Origin of the sequence: Catenulispora sp. EB89, from assembly GCF_041261445.1 — a bacterium.
Classification (GTDB): Bacteria; Actinomycetota; Actinomycetes; order Streptomycetales; family Catenulisporaceae; genus Catenulispora.
Genome location: NZ_JBGCCU010000007.1, coordinates 301633 through 318677 on the forward strand (window position 1 = coordinate 301633; position 17045 = coordinate 318677).

General features: G+C 72.0%; 15 protein-coding genes. 4 read left to right on the forward strand and 11 right to left on the reverse strand.

The features are described 5' to 3' along the window. The first annotated feature begins 59 nt into the window (after positions 1-59). Positions 60-539 (forward strand): MarR family winged helix-turn-helix transcriptional regulator, encoded by a 480-nt coding sequence (locus ABH920_RS17920; protein ID WP_370350140.1) that lies wholly within the window; start codon positions 60-62, stop codon positions 537-539. Between the two features lie 20 nt (positions 540-559). On the opposite strand, the gene ABH920_RS17925 is transcribed toward ABH920_RS17920, so the two are convergent. The 3 genes from ABH920_RS17925 to ABH920_RS17935 all read right to left on the reverse strand — a co-directional run bounded on the left by ABH920_RS17925 (position 560) and on the right by ABH920_RS17935 (position 3111). Further along, the gene (locus ABH920_RS17925) at positions 560-1432 is read right to left on the reverse strand and encodes a hypothetical protein (RefSeq protein WP_370350141.1); all 873 of its coding nucleotides are present in this window, start codon (positions 1430-1432) and stop codon (positions 560-562) included. Between the two features lie 217 nt (positions 1433-1649). Then, positions 1650-2531: a hypothetical protein gene (locus tag ABH920_RS17930; protein ID WP_370350142.1), complete on the reverse strand. Its 882-nt coding sequence runs from the start codon at positions 2529-2531 to the stop codon at positions 1650-1652. Positions 2532-2538: 7 nt separating this feature from the next. Continuing rightward, positions 2539-3111, reverse strand: a complete 573-nt coding sequence (locus ABH920_RS17935; RefSeq protein WP_370350143.1) for a papain-like cysteine protease family protein — start codon at positions 3109-3111, stop codon at positions 2539-2541. 320 nt (positions 3112-3431) lie between these two features. On the opposite strand from ABH920_RS17935, the gene ABH920_RS17940 reads away from it, so the two are divergent. Then, positions 3432-4379: a hypothetical protein gene (locus tag ABH920_RS17940; RefSeq protein ID WP_370350144.1), complete on the forward strand. Its 948-nt coding sequence runs from the start codon at positions 3432-3434 to the stop codon at positions 4377-4379. 46 nt (positions 4380-4425) lie between these two features. Here the strand turns inward: ABH920_RS17940 and ABH920_RS17945 are convergent, their stop codons facing one another. From ABH920_RS17945 to ABH920_RS17970, 6 genes are read right to left on the reverse strand one after another with little or no spacing between them, the layout of a single operon-like run. After that, positions 4426-5199 carry an AfsA-related hotdog domain-containing protein gene (locus tag ABH920_RS17945; RefSeq protein WP_370350145.1) on the reverse strand — a complete coding sequence of 258 codons (774 nt, stop codon included), beginning with the start codon at positions 5197-5199 and terminating at the stop codon, positions 4426-4428. After that, a complete protein-coding gene (locus tag ABH920_RS17950; protein WP_370350146.1) occupies positions 5196-6524 on the reverse strand; it encodes a cytochrome P450 in 1329 nt (442 codons plus the stop codon). The genes ABH920_RS17945 and ABH920_RS17950 overlap by 4 nt, the downstream gene beginning before the upstream one ends. Further along, the gene (locus ABH920_RS17955; protein ID WP_370350147.1) at positions 6521-7429 is read right to left on the reverse strand and encodes a hypothetical protein; all 909 of its coding nucleotides are present in this window, start codon (positions 7427-7429) and stop codon (positions 6521-6523) included. The genes ABH920_RS17950 and ABH920_RS17955 overlap by 4 nt, the downstream gene beginning before the upstream one ends. Continuing rightward, positions 7426-10536: a PEP/pyruvate-binding domain-containing protein gene (locus tag ABH920_RS17960; protein WP_370350148.1), complete on the reverse strand. Its 3111-nt coding sequence runs from the start codon at positions 10534-10536 to the stop codon at positions 7426-7428. The genes ABH920_RS17955 and ABH920_RS17960 overlap by 4 nt, the downstream gene beginning before the upstream one ends. Continuing rightward, entirely contained in the window at positions 10533-11198 is a 666-nt protein-coding gene (locus tag ABH920_RS17965) for a nitroreductase family protein (RefSeq protein ID WP_370350149.1), read from the reverse strand. The genes ABH920_RS17960 and ABH920_RS17965 overlap by 4 nt, the downstream gene beginning before the upstream one ends. Continuing rightward, entirely contained in the window at positions 11195-11842 is a 648-nt protein-coding gene (locus ABH920_RS17970; RefSeq protein WP_370350290.1) for an isoprenylcysteine carboxylmethyltransferase family protein, read from the reverse strand. Before ABH920_RS17970 ends, ABH920_RS17965 begins: the two co-directional genes overlap by 4 nt. Positions 11843-12100: 258 nt before the next feature. Here ABH920_RS17970 and ABH920_RS17975 point away from each other — a divergent pair, with 258 nt between their 5' ends. Next, positions 12101-13129, forward strand: a complete 1029-nt coding sequence (locus ABH920_RS17975; RefSeq protein WP_370350150.1) for a polyprenyl synthetase family protein — start codon at positions 12101-12103, stop codon at positions 13127-13129. Between the two features lie 38 nt (positions 13130-13167). Here the strand turns inward: ABH920_RS17975 and ABH920_RS17980 are convergent, their stop codons facing one another. Beyond that, positions 13168-13530 (reverse strand): DoxX family protein, encoded by a 363-nt coding sequence (locus ABH920_RS17980; protein WP_370350151.1) that lies wholly within the window; start codon positions 13528-13530, stop codon positions 13168-13170. Positions 13531-13704: 174 nt separating this feature from the next. Here ABH920_RS17980 and ppgK point away from each other — a divergent pair, with 174 nt between their 5' ends. Next, positions 13705-14442 carry a polyphosphate--glucose phosphotransferase gene (gene ppgK, locus ABH920_RS17985; RefSeq protein WP_370350152.1) on the forward strand — a complete coding sequence of 246 codons (738 nt, stop codon included), beginning with the start codon at positions 13705-13707 and terminating at the stop codon, positions 14440-14442. Positions 14443-14489: 47 nt separating this feature from the next. Here ppgK and ABH920_RS17990 read toward each other — a convergent pair whose 3' ends face one another. After that, entirely contained in the window at positions 14490-16892 is a 2403-nt protein-coding gene (locus ABH920_RS17990; protein WP_370350153.1) for an alpha/beta hydrolase fold domain-containing protein, read from the reverse strand. Between the last annotated feature and the right edge of the window lie 153 nt (positions 16893-17045).

Consider the following 17045-nt stretch of genomic DNA (forward strand, 5'->3'; position numbering starts at 1 on the left):
GTTGCTCAATAGTAGGCAACCGGGTTGCCTAACCGCAACCCGCTCCCTAGACTGCTGCAGTGTCCCGCTCCGGCGCCGATTTAGCGCTTCTCCTCCTGGGCGGTTTCCGCACGCTGGTGGACCGCGCGACCGAAGAACTGGCCCGCCGCGGATTCCCCGACGTGCGCCCGGTCCACGACTTCGCCATGCGGGGCATCGCCGCGGGCGCCGACGACGCCACACGGCTCAGCCAACGCCTGTCGGTCTCCCGCCAAGCGGCGGCCAAGACCATCGCGGTCCTGCAGGAACGCGGCTACGTGACCCGCGAGACCGATCCCCTCGACGCCCGCCGCAAGCGACTCCAGGTGACGGCCCTCGGCTTCGAGGTGCTGCAGCAGGGCGAGCAGATCTTCGACGAACTGCGCGACGGCTGGGAACGGCAGATCGGCGCCGCCGAGCTGGAGCGCCTGGAGGAGTTGTTGGCAGCGCTCGTCGGCGTCCCGGCGATCCGCTTCGACACGCCCGCCTGGCTCGCGCGCGACCTCGGCGAGTCGTCGTAGCGGCGGCGCGAAGGCGGCCGTCAGCCGGCGCTGCGGATCAGCGCCGTGGCCACCGGGGACAGGTCCGGGAGGCTGCCGTACACGTTGAGCGACCACAGCGACAGCATCAGGTTGCCGTGGCGCACCAACAGGTTCTCCTCGTCGATGTAGGGGCCTTGTGGCGTGACCTTGACCAGCAGCGCCTCGTCGCCGAGGCCGCTGACCGGGGTCGCCGAGACGGAGACGTCCACCGAATCGCCGCCGGTCATGATCTCGCGGAACTCGGCGCACGTCGCCGTGAGATTCTGGCGGATCTGGGAGAGGGACTTGGCCGCGTCGCCGGGGTGGTAGGCGTAGAGGGCCAGGCCGACCGGTGCGGTGCCGGAGCCCAGCGACTCGGAGGCGGTGGCCACGCTCAGGCCGCCGGCCAGGTCGAGACCTCCGGCCTCGGTGGTCTTCGGGTGGATCAGGTAGTCGCAGGTGTCGGCGCTGACCAGAGAAGGTGCCGGGGCTGTGGCGGCGGGTCCGCTGTCCGTCTCGTCCTCGGGATGTGCCGTCCACCCGGTCGGCAGTCTGGGACCCAGGCCCAGCATGGCTTCGGTGTCGGTGGCCGGTAGCAGAGTCTTGAGATAGCTGCCGGTCGACTGCGATACCGAGGCCGAGGTGGCGGGGGCGCTGGTCGTCGGCGCCGGAGTCGACGTGGGAGCCGCAGTCGTTGTGGTCGGGGTGGTCGGTGCCGGTGCGGTCATCTCGGCGGTGCTGCTCGATGTGGCGGTGCTCGTACTTGGCGAAGCCTGCGCCGAGTTCGAGCCGCTTCCGCTGCTCGAGCAGCCCGTCGAGGCCGCGGCCAGCATCGTCAGCACCGCGGATCCCACCGCGAACTGTGCGACACGTCCCGATTTCCCGCGTAGCATGCCCGTCCCCCTGTCCTGTCATCGCCACCAGCACCGCGCGCTGGAGCGGACAGTCCACCACCGTGGATTTGAGGCCGTCCACGGTGAAATCACTGAAACTGACACGGGTTTTGCCGACAGCCGAGACCGCCGAGACGGCCGCGCGGTTTCCCGCGCGGCCGCTTCTCTCAATGTTCGTACTCAGTGTTCGTACTCAGCGCTTTTGCCCACTGTCTCCTCAGTCGGCGTCGAACGTGGTGCCGCGCCGACGGCGGACGGCGAATCCGATGCCGTACAGCCCGGCCAGCACCGCCGCGCTCGCCGCGCCGACCGCGATCTCGGTGCTGCCGCCGCCGTTCGCGGCCTTCGCCGGGCCGCGGCTGAAGCCGCCGAGCAGGTGCTGGTCCGCGTACGCGGTGCCGGGGACCTTGTCGGCGTAGCGGCCGTGGACGAGGCGCTGGTAGCCCAGCAGCGAGATGCCGGTGGTGCCCACCGAGCGGACCGCGTCGTCGTTCAGCGGGGAGACGCGGTCCTTGAGCAGGCCGTACCAGGCGTGGATCTGCGGCTCGTAGAAGGCGATCGCGCCCGGGCCCAGCTTGGCGGCGGCTGCCGCCATGTCGGTCTCGGTGCTGCCCGAGGCGATGTTGAACTCGGTCCAGACATTCGGGTGGGCCGCGCTGCGGGCGGTCCAGACCGAGGCGCGTTGGCCGGACGCCGAGACCGCCGCGGTGGCCATGAACTCCTGCTTGGCGACCGCGGCCGTGCCGTACTTCGCCGTGACGAACGCCGGGTTGAGGTAGTACACCGGCACCGTGGCACCGACCAGGTGTGGCGCCTGGGCGGCGACGGCGGCCTGCGCCGGGGCGGCGGCGTGGACCGTCAGCGGGGTGCCGGCCGGGCCCAGTTGGGCGAAGAATCCGCCGAGCCGCTGGAGCACGGCCGGGGTCGCCGCCGCCTGACTCGCGGCGGAGACGTCCGTGCCGGACACGCCGGGGACGGCCGGGGTGGCGGTGGCCGCCGAGCTCAGCGGGGCGACGGCGACGACGAGGGCTCCGGCCACGGCCGAGGCGCCGATCAGGTTGCGGAGCGAGAACAGGGAGAACACGGTGGTGGCGCGCATTGTCGTCTCACGCTCCGATCTGGGAGAGGGTGTCGTCCCAGGTGAACTGGTCGTTGCTGACGTAGCTGTTGTAGTCCATCTGGTTCATCCGCTGGTCGTCCGGCCAGGGGTCGCCGAAGCTGATGGTCTGGCTCGCCGAGTCGTAGCCGTAGATCACCTCGGCGTGGCCGCCGCCGGCCGTCCAGGAGATGCCGGTCTCCAGCGGGTGGCCCGCGTCGATGTCCGACACGATCTGGTCGAAGCCGACCGCGCCGCTCTCCACGCCGGGCGATATGCCCAGGGACTGGAAGGCGTTCTGGTCCCAGGCGAGCTGCCCCGGCTGGTTCGGGCACTGCTGCGAGGTGTCCTGGCCGATGGCGAGGTCGCAGAACGAGTTCTGGTCGGTGCCGTGGCCCAGGAACGTGGCGATGGTGTCGCCGGAGGCGGCCCAGCACCACTCGTCCTGCTGCTGGACCTGCATGTCGATGCCCAGCTCGGCGGCCGACGCGGTGGTGGCGAACGCGAAGGCCAGGACCGCGGTGCAGGCCGCGACGAAGGTGCCGCGCCGGGTCGGCGCGCGCAGCGGAGTTCTTGCTCCCATTCCAGTCTCCTTGCGGTGGCGGTGGATGTGCTGTTGGGGGATCGAACGGTGGAAAGAGGCGGCCGCCTTCGACCGAAAGATAGGGACGCGCGACCTGCTCGAACAGGACCCTGCGGCGTCGCCGTTCACATAACGGGAACGCCTGTGAACGACCGCCTCCCGCGGCGAACCCCGGCGTCCGTCCCGACGTGCGCCAATGCACGGTTGATCAAGGCACGTGCATGGAAGGAGCACGGGTAGGCCGGTATATTCACACCGGGTCGGTAGCGCTCGCCATCTCGTCTGTGCCAACCGCCGAACGGCCGCGAACCGGAGGTCTGATGGCACCACCCGACAAGACCGGTGCCGTGGAGGCCGCGGTGGCGGCGGCGTTGAACACGGGGCCGTTCGACGTCGCGCTGCGCACGGCGATAGCCGCCCGCGGCCTGAGCCTGGAAAGGCTGCGCAACCGGCTCGTCGACAGCGGTCTGAACGTCGGCGTGACCACGCTGAGCTACTGGCAGCGCGGCATCCGGCGTCCCGAGCGCCCCGAATCGCTGCGGGCGGTGGCCGCGCTGGAGGGAATCCTGGGCCTGCCGCCGCACTCGCTGACGGTTCTGCTCGGGCCGCCGAAGCCGCGCGGCTTCGCCGTGCGCACCGGCCAGTGGCCGAACCCGTTCGCCGACATCGTCCGGGTGCCCGGCGACCTCGGCCGGCAGATCGCCGACCTGGACAGCCCGGCCGCCGGCAAGCTGGACATCGTCGCGGAGTACAACTCGGTGACGGTCGGGGCTCGGCGCGAGCTGGTCGAGGTGGAGGTCATCTGGGTGCTGCGCGCGCACTACGACGGTGTGGACCGGGCGCTCATGATCTACAGCGGTGATCCGGGGACGGTGGCCGACGCCATCGAGATCGAAGTCGGGGACGGCTGCCGGATCGGACGCGTCCGGCGGCACGCGCAGACTCGCTCAGTTCTGACCGAGCTGCTGTTCGACCGCTCGCTGAGGGCCGGTGAGACGCAGGTGCTCAGATACACGATCCGCCCCCACAGCGACATCGAATGCTGCCAGCACTTCAACGGGTACCGCTTCGCCGGCGGGATGTTCGTGCTCTACGTCCGCTTCCACCCGGACGCGCTCCCGGTGCGCTGCCAGCGGTTCGCGGCGCGTCGGACCGAGGGGCCGATCGACGAGAGCGCCGAGCTCACGGTCGACAGCCATCGCGCCATTCACATCGTGGTGCCCGACATCCGGCCCGGGATACTCGGCGCGCGGTGGGAGTGGATCTGAGGGTGGAGAGGCGGCGTCGGCGGTGACCGACGCCGGTCCCCAAGCTTCACCGCCCCGCCAGGGGCCGAGCCTTCTCCATGGTCGCGATCGCCGTCTGCGCGGTGCGCAGCTCGACCGGCGTGGTCCGTTCCAGCGGTCGCACCAGGGCGGCCACCCTGGTCGTGGCCGCCTCGCGCCCGCCCTGGACGAACCGGGTCTCGGTGTCGAACACCATCCGGTTCATGTCCTGGGTGTCCGCGCGGTGGGCAGTCAGCCGGATCCGGAGCGGCAGGGGGAACGCCAGCCGCTCGAAGTGGGTGTCGACCTGCGTCAGCAGGAACGAGAACTTCCGGTCCGGCCAGGGGCGCAGGTAGCCGAGCTCGCACACCGCCAGGAACATCTGGCGTGCGGCTTCGATCAGGACCATGCCCTGCAGGTGTGCGCCGGCCTGGTGGTCCTGGAGCAGTTCGTTGTCGTTGTGGAGGCGCAGGGAGGCCTCGAAGGTGTAGGGGCCGCAGTACTCGAAGTCCGCGAGGAGCACGTTGCGCGGGTCGTGCTTGTGCACCGCGCGCGCCTCGACCGGGGTCGGCAGGTCGCGAGGGTCGAGCAGCAGCCGTCTGGCCAGGCCCCGGCGCTCGACGGCCCCGCCGGCGTCGGCGACCGCGGCCTCGTCCAGGCCCTGCCCGAGGTGCACCTGGACCGGCTCGGCGAGGTCGTCGTACGCGCCGCGGCCCACGGCCTCGGCGAAAGCGGTGACGCCGACCCCTAGGCCGGCGGCGATGAAGTGGTCGAAGCGGTCGCCGACCAGGACGATCGGCGTTGCGGCGGACGGAGGATTCATGGTTCCTCGCTTCCTGTGTCTGGGGACCACGGGCATCCGGACGCCCCCACGGCGGTTTCCTCGGTCGAGGAAGCCACCCCGGGCCACCCCGCGCCGTCCCACCGCACCGGCAGCGCCAGCGGACCGCGGATGAACTGGCCTGTCGTCCACGGGATCTGGTCCTCGTGGACGGCCAGCCGCAGTGTCGGGAACTCCGCCAGCAGCGCGGACATCCCGACCTCCAGTTGCAGCCGGGCCAACGGCGCGCCGAGGCAGTAGTGGCGGCCGTGGCCGAAGGCGATGTGCGGGTTGTCCTCGCGCCCCGGGTCGAAGCGGTCCGGCGCGGCGAAGATCGACGCGTCCTGATTCGCGGCGGCGGTCAGCGGCACCACCACCTCCCCGGCCGGCACCAGCACGTCCCCGAGCTGGACGTCCTCCAGCGCCACGTGGGCCGCGCCGCCGGTCGCGATCAGCGAGCTCCAGCGCAGGATCTCCTCCAGCGCGGGCGTCAGCGCCTCGGGCTGCTCCCGCAGGCGAGCGGTCAGCGCCGGGTCGCGCAGCACCGTCAGCACCGCCATCGCGAGCTGCCGCGAGGTGGTGTCGAAACCCGCCATCAGCAGCCCGGCTCCGAAGACCGCGACTTCTTCGTGGCTGAGGCGGTCGGCGCCTTTGCCGAGGAGCAGCCGGGTGAGCAGGTCGTCGTTCGGGCGGCCGGTGCCGGTGGTGGCTTCGTTGTCGGCGTCGGCGTCGGCGAGGCGCCGGGCGACCAGGTCCCCGAAATACCCGTGCACCTCGGCGTGGGCCGCGGCCACCTCCTCGGGGGTGTGGCTGCCGAACGACATCATCACGGCCATGGCCGGACGGAGCTTGACCGCGTCGTCGTACGGCAGGCCGAGCTGTTCGGCGCCGGTGCGCAGGGCGAACGGGACGGTGAACTCCTCGACCAGGTCAGCGGGCTGAGGGAGGGTGCGCAGCCGCCGAGCGCTGGACGCGGCGAGTTCCCGCAGCCACGGCGCCGTCTCGCGGGCGCGCCGCGCCGTGAACTCGCTGGCGACAGCCTGCCGCCGGCGGCTGTGCACCGGCGGGTCGCTGGTGGCCAGCGCCAGCGATGCGTTGGAGCGCGCGAACATCGGCTTGCCGCTGAACGAGGCGCGGCTGAACCGGTCGTCGGACAGCACGGCGCGCACGTCCGCGTACCGGCTGACCAGCAGCGCCGACGCGCCGTTGGACAGCACCACGCGGGGCAGCCCCGGCTCGGTGGTCAGCTCGGCGAATCGCGCGGGCGGCCGTGAGCTGTGCGGATGGGGGAACGGGAAGAGCGGTGGCTTGTCGGGCTCGTCGGTCACGGTGCGTGCCTCTCCAAAAGATCGACGACGAGGAAGGCGGTGAACGCCGCAAGGAGGTAGAACCCCGCATCGGCCGCCGGCCAGCGCTCGGCGCCGTCGCGCCAGAACCGCAGCGCGCCCCGCGCCGGCAGCGCGGCCGGCAGCAGGACGAGCCATCCGGCCTCGGCACCGGCGCTCCACGGCCGGACCAGCAGCAGTGCGAGAACCGTCGCGACGGCAGCGGAGGCGAGCGCGGCGCGCGCCGTCGCTTCGACGCCGAACACGGTTACGTACGAGCGCTCGCCGGGCTTGGGCGCGCGGGTGGTCTTGCGCGCGAGTTCGAGGTGGGTGAAGACCGCGAGCATGGTGGCCAGCGGCAGAAGCGCGGCGGTCCCGGCGGACCGGTGGGTGTCGTGCAGCAGCGCGGTGTAGAGGTAGCCGCCGAGCAGCAGCTGCACCGGCAGGCTGATCAGGGCACTGACGACGAGCGCGTCCCCGGAGGGCCAGTGCGCCAGCCGGTCGGCGGCCAGGAGTAGGGCTAGGTAGAGCAGCGCCGAGGCCGCACCGGCCAAGGCCAGGCCGCGCGGGGCGTTGAGCAGCAGGACGGCGACGGCCCCGGCTCCGAGGAGCACGCCGAGGTCGCGGACGGCGACGGCGCCGGACGCCAGCGGCCGCCGCGGGTTGTGGATCCGGTCGTAGTGCAGGTCGCGCAGGTCGTCGACGGCGCGGACCATCAGGAGCAGGACCGTGAACGACGCCACTGTGGCGAGCGTGGCCCAGCCCGGCCGCCAGGTGTCGATGCGGGTCTGCAAGCGCTGGCCGAGGGCGAACATGGCGGTTCCGCCGAGCGCCCAGGCCAGGGCGTAGGGCAGGTAGAGCGCCGGAGGGAAGCTGCCTCGGACGTAGCGGCGCAGGCGGGCTATCAAGGCTCTGCCTCCTCGCCGCGGATTGCCGGGTTGCCTCGACCGGCTGCTTCTTCGCCGCGGGTCGGCGCACCGCCTTGGCTGGCTGCTTCCTCGCCAAGGATTGCCGGATCGCCTTGGCCGGCTGCGTGCTCGGGCGGGATCGGCGCACCTCCGCCTCGACCCGCAGTCTCCTCGGCCAGGATCCGCACGGTGCCCGCCGCGCCGTCGAGCTCGACCAGGGCGCCGTCGGGGATGCGGGTGGTGGCCCCGTCGACCGCGACCACGGTGGGGACCCCGAGAAGCCGGCCGGTGACGGCGGTGTGCGACAGCAGCGTCCCGCGCTCGACCACCAGCCCGCGGGCCGCGGTCATCAGGAATAGCCAGCCGGGGTCGGTCTCCCGCGCTATCAGGATCGCGTTGCGGCAGGTGTCGGCGGGCACGTCCGGGTCCAGCACCACGCGGGCCCGCGCCCGGACCACGCCGGCGCTGGAGGCCAGGCCGCGCAGCAGGTTCTCGTCGTCGAGGGCGTCGCCGTCCGCAGGAGTGGCGGTCGCCGGGCGCGCCGGGTCCAGCGGCCGTCCCGCCACGCTCACCAGCCGCGACGGCGGCACCGGCAGCGCCTCCCAGCGTTCCCGGTCGGCGCGGCGCAGGGCTGCGAGCGCGCGCAGGTCGCTGCCCGGCAGGGTCCCGTCGAACGCTCCCAGGACCTCTTCGACGGTCAGATCCAGGACGTCGCGCGGGTCGTCGAGCCGCCCGGCGCCGGCCAGCAGGACGCCGAGGCGCAGCAGCACTCGCCGGGAGAGGCCGAACAGCTCGGTACGGCAGAACCGCGTGTCCTCGCGGGCCTTGAGGTGGGCCCGCATCCGGGAGGCGAAGGCCCGGATGATCACGCGCCGCAGTGGGTTGCGGCAGTGCTCGCGCAGCTCGCGTTCGCCGTCGGCGCGAACCTTCCGCTCATCGGCGCGGCTGGCCTCGGCGCTCGTGCCTGCGTTGGTGCTCGTGCTTGAGCTTGCGCCCGTGCTCGTGCCTGAGCCCGTGCCTGAGCTCGTGCTTGTGCTCGTGTTCGTGCTTGCGCTGGTGCTCGTGCCTGCGCCCGCGTTGGTGCTGGTGCTGGTGCTGGTGCTGGTGCTGGTGCCTGAGCCTGAGCCTGAGCCTGAGCCTGAGCCTGAGCCTGAGCCTGAGCCTGAGCTAGTGCTCGTGCCTGTGCTCTGCCGCAGGTGCGGGCGCAGCATGTCGATCATCATCCCCGGCCGCTGGCGCGGCGTGAACTGTTCGAGCTTCAGGTCACCGACGGCCCGGTCACCGTAGAGGCGCAGCTGGCGCCGCGCCGCGTCCGCGATCTCGGGCCCGTATTCGCCGTCGACGATCTCCTGCCACACCGCGGCGTCCTCCGCAGCGCTCGCGGCGTTCAGGATCCGGTCGCGGGCCTCGGGCCGGGCGCATATCAGGTCCGACAGCTCCAAGGCACCGCGGAGTCCGGCCAGCGTGCGGTTCTCCGGGCCGCCGGCCAGCAGCGCGCCGAACAGTGCCCGGTGCTGCGACCCGGTCCAGCGGCGCAGCAGGCCTTCGAAGCCCGCGGCGGGGAAGATGCCCAGGACGGTGTTGGTCAGCGTGACACCCCACTGCGCGCCGACCTCCGCCCACAGGCCCCGGTAGAACGCGATCAGCGCCTCTGCGTCGAGGGATTCCAGGTCGCCGGCCTCGGCGGCGGTCCGGTCCCACCACGCGAGGAACCCACGTACCTGGCGGAAGTGGCGTGCGCTGCGGCGCACGGTGCCTGGCGCGGTGCGCAGGGCCCGGCCGCGCCAGCCGGGGGACAGGTCCATCCCCGGCTGGGGCCGCAGCCCCATCGAGTGCTCCCACCAGCCCCGGACGAATTCGAACTCGGACATCATGCCGTGCAGTGCGTACCAGGCGTCGAGCCGGTAGTAGACCCGGCCTTCGTGCAGGCCGACCATGCGCTCCAGGTGGTGCGCATTCTCCCGCAGCCGCGCCTCGGGGATGCCCATGCGGCGGTAGAGGTCGGTGAAGATGGTCTTGTAGAAGTCGCGCGCGAGCGAGTACGTCAGCGCGCAGGAGACTCCCGGATAGCTTTCGGTGATGTTGTGGTTGCTCCACACCACCTGCTCGGGAAGTTCCGCGAGCGGCCGGGACTGCACGATCCACAGCGCGCCGTCGGCGTCGAAGGTGCCTTCGATGTCCTGGGGACGGCCGAAATGCTCCTCGATCCGGCGGGCCGTCTCCACGACCAGGGCCAAGGCGTCGTCCGGCAGGACCGGCTGCTCGGCCAGCTCCGCCGGCACCTCGCACTCCGCCGGTTCGGCCGGGCTCTCGGGGCTGTCACTGTCCGTCAACAGGGGCGCGCCGACCATGCGGCGCTTGACCGCGATCTCCTTCTGCACCGCGCCGGTGGCCCGCTCGGTGAAGTAGTGGTCGACGTCGGCGCGCTCCTGGACGACGCCTTCGCCGATGCCGTACGCCGCGGCCACGACCACGCGGTCGGCGCCGTCGCGCGGATCGCGCGTGAAGGCGACGAACGAGCTGGCGCCGAGCACCATCCGCTGCACGCCGACCGCGACGCGCACCGCACCGGGGTCGCTGCCGCGCCGCAGCCGGTACAGGACGCCTTCGGCGTTGTAGGCGGACGCCCAGCATCCGACGATCCGCCGGAGCAGGTCGGCGCGCGGGACATACAGGAAGCTGTCACTCAATCCGGCGAAGGGATCGGCCGCGCTGTCCTCACCATGCTGGCCCGGCCCGGGGACGACGCACGCGCGGACGGCGGCGAGCCCGTCGGCACCGATGACGTCGTCGAACGCGGTGTGAACGGCATCGGCGAGTTCTTCGTCCACCCGGAGGGAGAGCACAGCGGCGCGCGCCTTCTCACTCCAGCGACGTACGTCTTCGGATACCGCGGCGGTCGGCGGCGCGTCCAGGTCGGCGAGCGCCGGTGCGAGCGCCCGGTCGAAGGCGGACGCCGGGACGGCGAACAGGTCGGGGACGGCGAATCCGGCGGTGCGCAATTCGGCGAGGCGGGAGAACTTGTGGCCGGCGGCGGTCGGATCGAGGAGGGCTTTGCCGTGGAGCAGGGCTGGGACGTGGAGTCGGGTGTCAGCGGGTGCCGTCACCGGTCCGCCTCCCCGGCCGTCGTCACGGGCTCGGGCTGCCAGCCGTCCACGTGCAGAACCTCCTCCAGCGGGCGCCGTCGGCCGGGCCCGAACGTCGTCCTGAGGGCGTAGGCGGTCGGGATGAGGGGCCCCTGGTGGACGTGCTCCGGTAGACCCAGCAGGTCGGCCATCTCCGCCTCCAGACCGAGGTGGACCGTGGTGAGCGTGGTCCCCAGCCCTCGGCTGCGCGCGGCGAGCGCGTAGCTCCACGCGGCCGGGAGCAGCGACGTCCAGACGCCGGCCTGATTGCCCGCCGGGAGCGGCTTGCCGGTCTGGAGACACGGGAGGACCAGCACCGGGACGCGATGCAGCCGATCGGCCAGCTCACCGGCGTCGCGCAGGACGCCGTTCTCCGCGGACGTGTCGCCGTACCTTCCGTGGAAGGCCTTCCGGTAGATCTCGGCGACCTGCTCGCGCCGCTTCGGATCGCAGATCAGCACCCAGCGCCAGTCCTGCCGGTTGGCGCCGTTCGGTGCTTGCAGCGCCAGGCGGATGCAGTCCTCGACGACGGCTCGCGGCACGGGACGGTCCAGATCCATGCCTCGGCGGACCGAGCGCGTGGTGCTCAGCAGCGTGTCGCAGACGTCCGCGTCCAGCCTGGGCACTCCGGTCGGCAGGCTCACCAGACCCCCGGCAGCAGGCGCGCGTGCTGAGCCGCGTAGGCGCTGTAGGCCGGGAGCACCAGCAGGGTGCGCTCCTCGACCCGGATCCGCCAGGACAGGACGCCGGCCAGCCCGGCCAGCAGCACCAGTGCCGGCCAGTTGAAGAAGAACACGATCAGGCCGGCGTGCCCGAGGAGCATGCCGGCGTAGGCCGGGTGCCGGATCAGCCGGTACGGGCCGGAGGAGACGATCGCGTGCTCGTCGTGGCGGATCACGTGGTGGGAGTAGAAGCGTCCCAGGGTCCTGATGGCCACCAGGCGCAGTGTGACGCCGCCGATGAACACCGCGGCTGCGATCGCCTCGCGGATCGGCGACTCGGTGCCCAGCGGCATGATGAACAGGGCCGCGGCGACCGTGGCGAACCGGGTGAGGCCGTAGGCGATCAGCGTGGCCACCTCGCGCGGCGGCGCGCCGGGCCGGCCCAGGCTGACCGGGGCCTCGGCGAGCAGCCACAGCAGGTTGGCGGCGATGAACACCAGCGCGAAGGCGCGGCCGGGCTCGTCGTGGTGGTGCAGGACGAGCGCGAACCCGGCGACGTTCACCACCAGGCCGATCCCGAACAGCGCGGGTGTGATCGCCTGCCGCCAGTCGAACCGTTGGCTCATGTCGGCCACCGGCGTACCTCCCCCCTTGCGGCGCGCGAGCGCGCCAAGCCAAGACCCCCCCCGGGTCGCACCATGGCCTGATTCAGGCCAGGACCTTATATCAGCTGGTGTGAATAAGGCTGCTGGCTTGATTCATCTCAGTACGCTAGCGTCTCAGCGAACTGATTGTCGATGCATGGATGAAAATTTCACGGACCCTGTCAAGGCGCTTGGCGGGGCGGCCGGTTCCGCGCCGGCCCGGGCCGGGGGGAGAAGGACGTGACGACGGAGGCACCTGCCTGGAATTCGGCCGGCGTGCTGTGGCGATTGCGGGAGCTGGGGGAGCAGCTGACCGCTTCGACCGGCCCCGGCGGTATGGCCGACCGCGCGATGGGGGACGCGCTGATCGGCTTCCTGGACCGGCTCGCCGCACGCGGCTCGGGGCCGGCGGTCGACGGCATCGTGGCCCTGCCGTTCCTGGTACACGGGCTGTCCTCCGGCGAGCCGGCGGCCGCGGAGCCCGCCGCGATGGCGCACGTGCTGTGGTGGGTGTCGGCGCGCTACCTGGACGACCTGTCCGACGCCGTGCCGGGGGCCGTCGCCGCCTCCGAGGCCGACCGGGACCTGCTCGCGGTGGTCGGCATCGCCTGCCACCTGTCGGCGACGGTCCTGGACGACGCCTGCCGCGACGATCCGGCGCGGGCGCTGCTGCTGCGCCAAGAGCTGTCGCGGTGCTGGCACCGGGCGATCGCCGGGCAGCTCGCAGACCTGTCATCGACCGCGGCGACGGCCACCGCCGAGGAGGTGATGGCCGGCTACCGCGGCAAGACCGGCGCGCCCTACGCCATGGCCGCGGCGATGGGAGCGGTGCTGGCCGGATGCGCCCCGGCGCAGGTGGACGCGCTGCGCGACTTCGGGGAGCGGTTCGGCGTCCTGCGGCAGCTGGCCAACGACCAGCGGGACATCGCATCGCGCCGGTACGAGGACCTGCGCAACGGCACGGCCACGTACATGGTGGTGCGGTATCTGGAGTCGCTGTCCGAGGCGGAACGCGCGGTGGCGGAGAAGCTGCTCGTGGGGTGTGCGGACTCGGCGGCGGCCCGGGAGGAGTTCGCGGCACGGTTGACCGAGCCGGGGTGGCTGCGGGCGTTCGCGGGGATCGTCAGGCCGCTGATCGACGGGCTCCACGCGACGGTCGACGAGATCGGCGGGGCTACTGAGTTCATCGAGTACACGGCCGGGCTGCACGGACTGATCGAGCAGACGGTGAACCTGTACCCGGAGTTCTTGCTGGGGCTTCCCGGCTGACAGGGCAATCGCTTCCGGGCTGACAGGGAAACATCAGTTCAGACCCGGCCCAGCGCGATGAACACCGCGAGCGCGAGGTAGACCAGGTTCACCAGCACCAACTTGTTCTGCCCGAGCCGGCCGTGCGTGATCATCGCGCCGATCATCAGCAGCACCCAGCACAAGGCGGTGACCGGCACCATGGCCGGCGCGACGCCGACCGCCCGCGGTGCGATCAGGCCGACCGCCGCCAGGATCTCCAGGACCCCGATGCCCTTGACGAAGCCGACGCTGGCGCCCTCGACCCACTCCCCGCCGTGCTGCGCGGCCAGCCTGGCCTTGGGCACGAACGACTTCAGCACGCCGCCGGTCAGCGCGACCGCCGCCAGCAGGACGGCGGCGATCCACAGTGCCACGTTCACGGGTCTCTCCCTCGATGTCTTGATCCAGCTCTTGGTCCAGCAGCTCTTGGTTCAGCTCTTGGTTCCGCTGGCCTCTTCACGACCCGAGTCGAGACAGCCCGCGACTTTGTGACACGTGCCTCGTCGGGGCAGGTCCGGCTGCGGCTGTCGCCGTCGGGCCTTATCGTCGTGTCCGTGCAGACTTTCGGCGTGGACATCGGCGGTTCGGGGATCAAGGGCGCTCCCGTGGACGTGGACAGTGGAGAGCTCGCGGCCGAGCGTTACAAGGTCTTGACGCCGCAACCGTCCGCTCCCGACGCCGTCGCGGACGCCGTCGCCGAGGTGGTCGGCCACTTCGGGTGGACCGGGCCGATCGGCCTGACGTTCCCCGGCGTGGTCACCGCGGGGGTCACCCGCACGGCCGCCAACATGGACGAGAAATGGATCGGCCTGGACACCCACGCGCTGCTCGGCGCCCGGCTGGGCCTGCCGGTGACGGTGCTCAACGACGCCGACGCGGCCGGCCTGGCCGAGATGACGTTCGGCGCCGGGCGCGGCCGGGACGGCACGGTCATCCTGCTGACCTTCGGGACCGGCATCGGCAGCGCGGTCTTCACCGACGGCCACCTGGTCCGCAACACCGAGCTCGGGCACCTGGAGCTGCACGGCCGCGACGCGGAGACGCACGCCTCGTCCAAGGCCAAGGAGGACGAGGACCTGAGCTGGGCGCACTGGGCCCGCCGCGTGCAGAAGTACCTGGCGCACGTGGAGATGCTCTTCTCGCCGGACCTGTTCATCATCGGCGGCGGGGTCAGCCGCGAGGCCGACAAGTTCCTCCCGCTCGTCGAGGGGATCAGGGCCGAGATCGTCCCCGCCACGCTTCGGAACAACGCCGGGATCGTCGGGGCCGCGATGACGGCCTCCAAGGCGTGAGTTCCGCAGCCTCCTCGGCTACCCGATCCACACCACGACCTACACCGTCACAGCAGCTCGGCGAGATCGGCGAACACCCGGCTGCCGGCTGACGCGGCGGCGGGGGAGACGAGGTCCAGGGTCAGGAATCCGTGGACCTGGCCGGTTTCGCAGCGGTGGCGGACCGGTACGCCTACCGCCCCAAGCCTTGCGGCGTAGGCGTCGCCCTCGTCGCGCAGCGGGTCGTGCTCGGCGGTGACGACGACGGCCGGCGGCAGGCCGCGGAGGTCGGCGAACAGCGGGCTGACCGCGGGGTCCGCGCGGCGGTCGGGCTCCGGCACCCACAGCTCGGCGCCCCAGGCGACGGCGTCCGCGTCCAGGCCCCAGCCGGTGGCCCTGGTTTTCACGCTGGGCTGGGACAGCGTCAGGTCAGTGTTCGGATATACCAGCACTTGGAGCGCGGGGACCGGGAGGCCTTCGTCGCGCAGGCGGAGGCAGGCCAGCGTGGCGAGGTTTCCTCCGGCGCTGTCGCCCATGACCACCAGCGGGGCGGCGGTTCCGGTGGTTCCGGCGGTCCCAGTGGTTCCGGTCGTTGCCGCGCCGCCGTCGTGGGCCCAGCGCAGGACCTCGACGGCGTCGTCCACGGCGGCCGGCCACGCGTGTTCCGGCGCCCGGCGGTAGTCGACGGCCACGACGGTGACGTCCGCGGCCTCGACCAGCCGGCGGCAGGCGCGGTCGTGGGACTCCAGATCGCCGATGACCCACATGCCGCCGTGCAGGAACACCACCGTGCCGCGCGGTTCGCGGGCTGGATCGCGGCCCGGTTCGTCGGTCGGCCGGTACACCCGGACCGGGACCTTGTTCGGGCCGACTGGCATGTCGGTGACTGTGCCGACCTCAGGACCGCGCGGCTGTGCGCTGACCCGCTGACGCTGGCCCTGTCGCACTGCGGCAGCGCCGAGTTCGCGGGCGGAAGGGCCGTGGTCCTGGCGGACCGCGGTGACGAACGCGGCCAGTTCGGCGTCGGCGAGGGCGCCTTCGTCGGACGCTCCGGCTTCGGGGTGCAGGCCTGCTTCCAGGTGGGTGGCGAAGCTTTCGAGGACAGACAGCCAGTTCGGGGCGCGGACGTCATCCGGATCCGGGTCGCCGCCCTGATCGGAGTACAGCAGTCGGCCCGGGACGCGGTCGGGATCGAGGTCGAGCACGACGTACGAGCCGTCGGGCTCGCCCACCAGAGGTACGCACGCGCGCCACTCATCGCTCCAGTCCATGGCATCGCGCATTTCGGGAAGCAGCGCGAGGCCGACGTGCATGCAGCCGTACCGGTCGGCGCCGGGGACGTCGATGCTGCCGTGGATCAGGCACGACGCGGCGAAGTCCGGCGGCAGCCGGGAGCCGAGCTTCGCCTCGGCGACTTCGAGCTCCAGCTGGGAGGCGGGAGCGCCGAGGCCGCTGAGAGAGTCGGGTGCGACGGCGGCGAGCGCGAGTTCGATACGGCGCCACGCCTCGGCGACAGCTGCGTGCACTGGTGATGCGCTCGTCTTTTCGTCGGGGGAGGGCGCGTCGCGTATGTCGAGAATCAGAGACTCGGCCTGCGTCCGCGAGGACGGCGGCAGCTTCGCGGCGGCATCCAGCCGCAGCTTCATGTCGTTGGAGCCGTCGCGTACCAGCGTCCAGAGCGCCGTGTCCACGTCCGACGCGTACTGCTCACCGGCCGCGCGCACCACGTCGACCAGATCAGGGCCCGACTGCACCGACAGGTAGGAGGCGGGGTCGAGGAGCAGCGAGGCGATGGCGACGCGTACGGCGACGGGAACGGCCTCGGGGGCCAACGCCGTCAGCGGCCGCGTTATCAGCCCGACCGGCACTCCACCTGCCGCCACGGCTTCCAGAGCCTGACACGCTTCCAGGTGGTACGCGGCGTCCAGCTTCGCCATCGCCGCCGCGGCCTGCTCCGCTTCTCCTCGTCCGCGTGCGGCGGCTTCGGCCAACCGGGCAAGCACCTCGCGGGCGTGGTCCGGGCCGAGGGCCGCGTAGCCGTCGCCGAAGTTCAGCACCATCCGCGTGTCCGCGGCGGCGAAAGCGGCGCTCGCGGCCGGGGCTTGTCCGGGATCCAGCAACCCCAGCGAGATGGCCAGAGCCAACTGCTCGTAGCTCTCGTTCGGCGTGTACCAGTCCGGATAGCCGGCCGGGACCGGATCGCTGGACCGGTCCGCCAGGTACCCGCGGACCCGCGCCGCGGCCTGCGGACGCATCTCGGGTACCAGGGCGGCGATCGCCCGCGCCACCTTCGGACGGTGGTCGGTGCCGTGGTCCAGCAGGTGCATCAGGACGGCGCCGATCTCGCCGTGCCGTTCCGGCTCGGACGCGAGCTGGTCTCGCGCCGCTGCGAGGGTCAGATCCACGTCGGTCACCGGGCCCTGCGGCAACAACGCGGTCACCGGGCACGTACCGTCCGGATGCGCAACCACGATCCACTCCGTTCGCAAAGAGGAACTACTCCCATCCCGTCTTCGGGATGACCTTCATCCTCTCGCGCCGGACCGTGGATGGAGGCCGGGCTCCCCCTGAGGAGCCCGGCCCCGTTCTCGTGTCCCGTCGGTGGTGCTGCCTGCTACTGCCTG

Coding starts and splice junctions, on each gene's coding strand:
- ABH920_RS17930 (WP_370350142.1), bottom strand. CDS start 2,531: ATGCGCGCCACCACCGTGTTCTCCCTGTTCTCGCTCCGCAACCTGATC.
- ABH920_RS17945 (WP_370350145.1), bottom strand. CDS start 5,199: ATGAATCCTCCGTCCGCCGCAACGCCGATCGTCCTGGTCGGCGACCGC.
- ABH920_RS17935 (WP_370350143.1), bottom strand. CDS start 3,111: ATGGGAGCAAGAACTCCGCTGCGCGCGCCGACCCGGCGCGGCACCTTC.
- ABH920_RS17970 (WP_370350290.1), bottom strand. CDS start 11,842: ATGAGCCAACGGTTCGACTGGCGGCAGGCGATCACACCCGCGCTGTTC.
- ABH920_RS17940 (WP_370350144.1), top strand. CDS start 3,432: ATGGCACCACCCGACAAGACCGGTGCCGTGGAGGCCGCGGTGGCGGCG.
- ABH920_RS17925 (WP_370350141.1), bottom strand. CDS start 1,432: ATGCTACGCGGGAAATCGGGACGTGTCGCACAGTTCGCGGTGGGATCC.